The sequence below is a fragment of the Mycoplasma sp. Z386 genome, from assembly GCF_054343375.1.
Genome location: NZ_JBTGVC010000017.1, coordinates 21,884 through 28,183, shown reverse-complemented (window position 1 = coordinate 28,183; position 6,300 = coordinate 21,884). Strand labels below are relative to the sequence as shown.

General features: G+C 24.9%; 5 protein-coding genes. All 5 read right to left on the bottom strand.

Annotated elements, in window-relative coordinates; genetic code table 4:
- The coding region (locus tag ACXX85_RS02920; protein ID WP_458560598.1) for a hypothetical protein at nucleotides 1-520 on the bottom strand (520 nt) is incomplete at its 3' end.
- 1 nt (nucleotide 521) lies between these two features.
- Nucleotides 522-1,724: an ABC transporter ATP-binding protein gene (locus ACXX85_RS02915; protein ID WP_458560597.1), complete on the bottom strand. Its 1,203-nt coding sequence runs from the start codon at nucleotides 1,722-1,724 to the stop codon at nucleotides 522-524.
- Nucleotide 1,725: 1 nt separating this feature from the next.
- Nucleotides 1,726-2,676, bottom strand: coding sequence for a sugar ABC transporter permease (locus ACXX85_RS02910; protein ID WP_458560596.1), 951 nt, complete (start codon nucleotides 2,674-2,676; stop codon nucleotides 1,726-1,728).
- A gap of 1 nt (nucleotide 2,677) precedes the next feature.
- Nucleotides 2,678-5,812: an ABC transporter permease subunit gene (locus tag ACXX85_RS02905; RefSeq protein WP_458560595.1), complete on the bottom strand. Its 3,135-nt coding sequence runs from the start codon at nucleotides 5,810-5,812 to the stop codon at nucleotides 2,678-2,680.
- The gene (locus ACXX85_RS02900) at nucleotides 5,812-6,300 is read right to left on the bottom strand and encodes a hypothetical protein (RefSeq protein WP_458560594.1); all 489 of its coding nucleotides are present in this window, start codon (nucleotides 6,298-6,300) and stop codon (nucleotides 5,812-5,814) included. Before ACXX85_RS02900 ends, ACXX85_RS02905 begins: the two co-directional genes overlap by 1 nt.

Genomic DNA, 6,300 nt, shown 5'->3' with positions numbered 1-6,300 from the left:
AGTTTTCTTTTTCATTTTTGATTAAATATCCATAATTTTTTAAAGAAAAGATTCCAAAAATAGCAACAACTACAGAAAAAGCAAATAATAATCAACCTGAAATATAGTTAGGTGGATAAATAATTTTTGTTTCATCTCTTTCGTCGATTGGGGGTTGGAAAGAAAGTAAAACAGATACTAAAATTATCACTAATACTAAAAGAATAATGTTTATTTTAATTAATAAACTTGTATTATTTTTTTGCTTAATTAATAAAATTAAAGAATATATTGCAATTATTATTATTGTTAATCATAAAACTGAACTTAATACTCAAAATGTTTTAAATATAGGAATTTGAGGATTAATAACAGAACTTTCGTTAAAAGCTGCTTCTGTAGTATAAATTTGCTTTTCTATTTCTAAATACTTATTTGCTGAATTATAAAAAGCAAAAAATAAACCAAAACTAACTAATGAAACAACAATACATAAAATAAAGAAAATTTTTCTATATTTGTAAGTTTTAAAAAAATGCATATTAATTTAATCTTTCTTCTGTTTCTTTATCAAAAATATGAATTCTGCTTTCGTTAAAGCTTACTCATACCTCTTGGTAAAGTTCAAAGTCTCTATTATTAAGAACTGTAGATACAACTTCAACATTATCGGAAATTTTTACAACAATTGATAACTCTTTTCCAAGAGATTCAATGTTGAAAATTTTTCCTTTAACTGAATTAGCAACTTCTTTTTCGTTGATTAAAACATCTTCTGTTCTAAATCCAACTATTAAGTCTTTGTATTTAGATAATTTTTCTTTATTTTCTTCTGGAAGATTTAAAGAAAAATTGATTCCATCTAATTTAAAAGTATTATTGTTGTTTATTCCATTTAGTAAGTTAATTGTTGGAGAACCAATAAATTTAGCAACAAAAACGTTTGCTGGTCTAAAATATAAATCTTTACTTGTTCCGTTTTGTTGAATTTTTCCTTCATTTAAAACAACAATTTGATCACCCATTGTCATCGCTTCCAATTGATCGTGTGTTACGTAAATTGATGTTGTGTTTAAAAGTCTATGAATAGAGACAATTTCTCTACGCATTGATTCTCTTAATTTAGCATCTAAGTTAGATAAAGGTTCATCCATTAAGAAAATAGAAGGTTTTCTAACAATAGCTCTACCGATAGCAACTCTTTGTCTTTGTCCTCCTGATAAATCACGAGGTTTGTTATATAGATAATTATCAATTTTTAAAATTTTTGCTGCATCTTTAACTCTTCGATCGATTATATCTTTTCTTTCTTTTGCAATTCTTAATCCAAAGCTCATATTATTATAAACATTCATATGTGGATAAAGAGCATAAGATTGGAAAACCATAGCAATGTTTCTTTCAGAAGGTGAAAGATTGTTAAATCTTTTGCCATTGAAAAGTAAATCACCTTTGGTAATTGAGTTTAAACCTGCAATCATTCTTAGTAAAGTTGTTTTTCCACAACCAGATGGACCAAGGAAAATACAGAATTTTCCTGCTTCAATTGTTAAATTAATATCTTTTAAAGTTCACTTGTCGTTTCCTTCATATTTTTTAGATAAATTAACTAATTCAATTTTTCCACCAGCTGTTTTTTGTCCAACTTCTCCGATTTCATTTAAGAATTTATCAAATTCTAAATCGTATGAATTAATGTCATCTAGTTCATTATTTTCTAAAATCATTTCTGTTTTTTTTTTCATATTATCCTTTCACCGCTCCGTCAGAAAGTCCTCCAACGATATGTCTTTGTGAGAACATAAATAGTACAAATGGTGGTATAGAAGCAAGTAAAGCACCTGCTGAATAAGCACCAACGTTAATTTCTTTATCTTCTGCTGTAATAAAGCTGTCTAACCCAACAGCAAGTGTTGTTTGATCTCTGTTTGTAATTGCAAATTTTGGTAGAATTACATCTCCAAAAGGAATCAAGAATGATCATAAAGCAATAATTGCTATCATTGGTCTTGCAACTGGTAATAATATTTTAGTAAATAGTTTTCAGTTTCCACAACCATCAATTTTTGCTGAATCATCTAATTCTCTTGAGATGGAATCTAAATAACTTTTAAACACAAAAGTATTTCCTGCAATTGCTCCACCTGAATAAATTATTGTTAAGGTTATTCTGGGATCGATTCCAAGTGAGTCCCTACCAAGAGCAACAATAATATAAAGAGAAATTAGTGAAGCTGTTGATGGAATCATTTGTAAAAGCATAATTACAGAAAGAGAATGTTTTGAACCTGCAAATTTAAATCTTGAATATGCATAACCATTAAAGGCAACAAATACTACAGTTATAAGCATTGTGCTAACAGCTATTGCTAAAGTATTTATATATCAATTTACATATTTACTTCTTACATTAGTGAATAAATAAGTAAAGTTATCAAAACCAAATTTATATAATTCTGGTGATAATGATAAATATTTTTTGTTAAATGTATTAAATGATGCTAATATCATTGAAACTACTGGGAATAAAATTACAAAAGTTCAAGTAATTAATAGAATATAGTTAAAAAATAAGAATATTGCTTCTGCTATAGTTAAAGGTTTAGAATCTGAAGTATGAATTCTTGTTTTGTTGTTTTTAAATGAAGAAAACTTTATTTTGTTTTCATTAATTTTACTTTTTAAAGAAAATTTCATCTTATCTTCCTCCTTTTGCTGCGTTTTTAGCAAATCCGTAAGCTGCAATAGAAACTGAGAACACTGATGCTAAAATAACAAGAGCTGATGAGAAAGCAACGTTTCCATCAATTTGTACTGCAGTTGTTAGTTTATAAATTCATGAAATAATAATATCTGAACCTGATTCACTAAATGTTGTTTGGTCTGAATAAGCAGGACCACCATTAGAGAATAAAGAAATAATTGTGAAATTATTAAACATAAATGTAAATTGTCCAATTAATAATGGAGCTAATGAAGAAACTAAAATTGGTAATGTAATATGTCTAAATAATTTAGAACGTTTAGCACCATCAATTTCTCCAGCTTCATAAATATCTTTTGGAATTGCTTGTAAGTTTCCAGTAATTAATAAGAAAATGTAAGAGTGTCCTAATCAAGTTTGAATTACTATTAATAGGAATCTTACTCAAGTAATACTTCCAAAGAAGTTAATACTGTTTTCAATTAAACCTAATTTAAGTAATATGTAGTTAATATATGAATTAGAATCCCCTTGGAAAGCAGATTTTAAGAAAATAATTGTAACAAAGGCAGGAATAGCTCATGGAATAATGTAAATTAATCTAAAGAATTTTTTACCTTTGATTTTTTCCATATTAACTAATACAGCAAATAAAGTACCTACTACAATTACTGAAAATGCTGCTACAAATGTTCAAATTAATGTTCATGAAACAACTCTTAAAAGAGAAGTTAATAAACCATTATTTCTAAATAATCATCATTTTCCGTATTGTGTAAACCCAACTCAATCTACTGTTTGAGCAGGTGGAGTATGTTGGAATCCTGTGTTTGATAAAGAAATAAATAGTGAAGTTATTAAAGGAACTACAACTATAAAGGCAATCAAGAATCAACCAGGAATTGATATTAATCAAGGGAAACCTTGCTCTGAAAGTCATTTTTTAGTTTGAGTTCAGTTTTGCGGTCTCATTCCTTCTTCAAGGAATTTTCCTTGTCTATAAGCACCCACTACACTTGCAACTACATAAGCAATAGTAATTCCAAGCAAGATAAACGATGCTGCTGCCCCAAACATTCAGAACCTTGCATCTGGTAAAATACCTAAATCAAAGTTATGTGAACTTTTTCCTAAATCAATAATTCCTTGAATTCCACCAATTTTATTTCAAGTAATACCTAATGAAAAAGGTACAAATACTAAGTATAAAAAGACACTTAATAAAGTTAAAAGGATTCCTTTTTTATACTCTTTAAATAATATTAATTGTGCTAAACCTGGAAATAGTAAATTAAGGAATAATCCTTTATATTTAGCACCTTTTTTATTTTCAGTTGGAATTTGTTTTATAGCTTCAACCACTTTAGATTCATAAATCTTTTTAGTAATTTTAAGCTGAGCAGATAATCTGCTATATTGTGTTTTAACTACAACTTTATTTTTTTCTTTTTCATTATGTAGTTTTAATGAAACTAATTTTTCTTTATAAAGGATTTTTTCTTCTTTTAATTTAAAAGCATAAGCTTTTTTAGTGATGTCTTTCTTTTTGAAACGATCTTTTAAAATAGAAAGTTTTTCTTTATATTCTTTTCTTAAATCAGAAATTTGTTTTTTGTATTTTTCTTTATCTTCTTTAGTTTCATTTAATAAGATTTTGTGTAATTTAAGTTTTGCATCTTTAATTTCAGATGCTGAAAAATTAAGTTGTTTATTTGAATCAGTTGCATATTCATATAAGGCTTCTGATTTTTTAAGAAGAAAATCACCATCATATGAATATTCTTGTTTTAATTTACCTAATTTTTTATAGTAATTAGATTTAACTAAAGCTTTAACATTTTTTATTTTTTTACCTTTTAGTAATAAAGGTAGATTTTTATTTAAAATGATGTTTAGTTTGTTTTTGTCATCTTTGTTTAACTCTTTAGTTTTTTCTTCAATTTGTTGTACTAAAGAATCAAAATGAGTTTGTATTTTAAGTTCAATATTTTGATTGTATTTATTTTTATTTAAAAATTTATTTATTAATTCTTTTTTATATAAAGAATAAATAGTTTTTAAATGTTTTTCTTCATTTAGTTTTAAAAATTTGCTAATAAGTAATGCTTTATTATACTTTTCATTAAGTTTAAATAATGCTTTAGCTAATTTTAATTCTGATTTATATTCTTGTTTTAAGATTTTAGCTTGTTCTTGTTTATTTTGAAGATAATCTTTATATTTTTCTTCTTTTTCTTTACTTAAAGAAGAAATTTCTTGTTTTTTATTTTCAATTTTAGCAATTTTCTCTTTTAATTCTGATTTGATTTTTGCTAATTGCTCATCGTATTCTTTATTATAAAAAAATTCTGCTGCTAAAATTCTTTCTTTGTATTCTTTTTTTATTTTAAGCACTTCGCTTTTATACTCTTGTTTAGTTTCATGTTTAATTAAAGGAATTTGTTTTTCAATTTCTACTTTTTTAAGTTGAAATTTTTCTTTTTTAGTTTTTAGAGTTTTAAATAATTGTTCAATTTTTGTTTTCTCTTCTAAAACTAATTTTTGTTCTAATTTACTGAATTTTCCTTTATTTTCTTCAACTAAAGACTCCAAATCAGAGTAAATAAAATCTTCTTTTTTAAGTAATAATAAATATTTATAAATAATTAGTAGCATTGCCTTATGTCTTAATAATTTATGCTCATCAGATTTAGCTTTTTCTAAAATAGAAGTCATATTTTTTTCTTTTACTTCTACTTCATCAGCTGTTTTTATAAGCATTTTGTAATAATTATTTACATAATCTGCTGATTCAAGATTTTGTTTATCTATCTTTTTAATTTCAAAAATTATAAAAGATTTTAAACTATTAGAAATTTTTAGTTGTTTTTTTGTTTCTTTAACAACTTGAAGTTTATTTCTACTTGAAATTTTTAATGTTTCTAATGCTCTTTTTTGTTCAAATTCTAAATTTCTTTTTGCTTTAATAAAAAGTTCTCTATTTATTTTTTTCTTTAAATCAATTTCTCGTTTTTGTCTATCAAAAACATTTTTTGCTTGATTTAAAAAGTTAGAATAAGAAATTTTAGAATCATTTACTTTTCTGTCAAAAGATTCACCATATCAATTTCACATCTTGACTTTTTCCATTATTTACCTCCTTTATGTATTTTTATTTTTTCATAGTAATAATTTTGTCTCTTTAGTCTCAATTGAAACATTAAATAAATATTAATTAGTATCAAAAATGGAAAAGTGATACTTCAAAAAAAAACAATTGTTAATCTTATTCAATTTTCTGTAATAGGCCCGCTTGAAAAATAGGGGACAAGCATAACTCCAACAAAAAGAGTTATCCAAACAAAACCAAATAAGTATGCGATTCCATTTTTTTTAGAAACTAAAATATTTACCAAATAACCTATTAAGATAAGTGAATTACTAATATAACCTACATACCTAAAGGTTAAAAAATTATTTATACTTTCTTTTTGAGATTCCAAGTTTAAATTATCATAAGAATTTGTTCCTAATATCAATCCATCCAGTAATCATAAAAGTAACAATATATTAGAAATAGAAAGAAGAATAATTAATAAGTAAAAAATTCTTCTTTCTATTTGTATTTTGGGTTTCAT